At 65.9% G+C, this 249-nt stretch carries 1 protein-coding gene; it reads left to right on the forward strand.

Features of this window, described 5'->3' with window-relative positions; genetic code table 11:
- Nucleotides 1-249 (forward strand): amidohydrolase family protein (locus SB771_RS36065; protein ID WP_410722170.1); only part of this gene is annotated, 249 nt, incomplete at both ends.

Consider the following 249-nt stretch of genomic DNA (forward strand, 5'->3'; position numbering starts at 1 on the left):
CGGATGTCGCCGCGTATCGCGAAGTGCAGGCGCGAATTGGCACGCAGCGCTTGGTGATCGTGACGCCGCGCATCTATGGTACTGACAACGCAATGACGCTCGATGCGATTCGCCAGTTCGGCATCGCGAATGCGCGCGGCGTCGCCGTCGTGCGCCCCGATGTGACGGACGCCGAGCTTGAATCGCTGCACGCGGGCGGCATTCGCGGCATCCGCTTCACGCTCTATACGCCGGCGAACGCCGTGGTCG

It is taken from the genome of Burkholderia sp. SIMBA_051 (genome assembly GCF_046534915.1).
Lineage (GTDB): Bacteria > Pseudomonadota > Gammaproteobacteria > Burkholderiales > Burkholderiaceae > Burkholderia > Burkholderia ambifaria.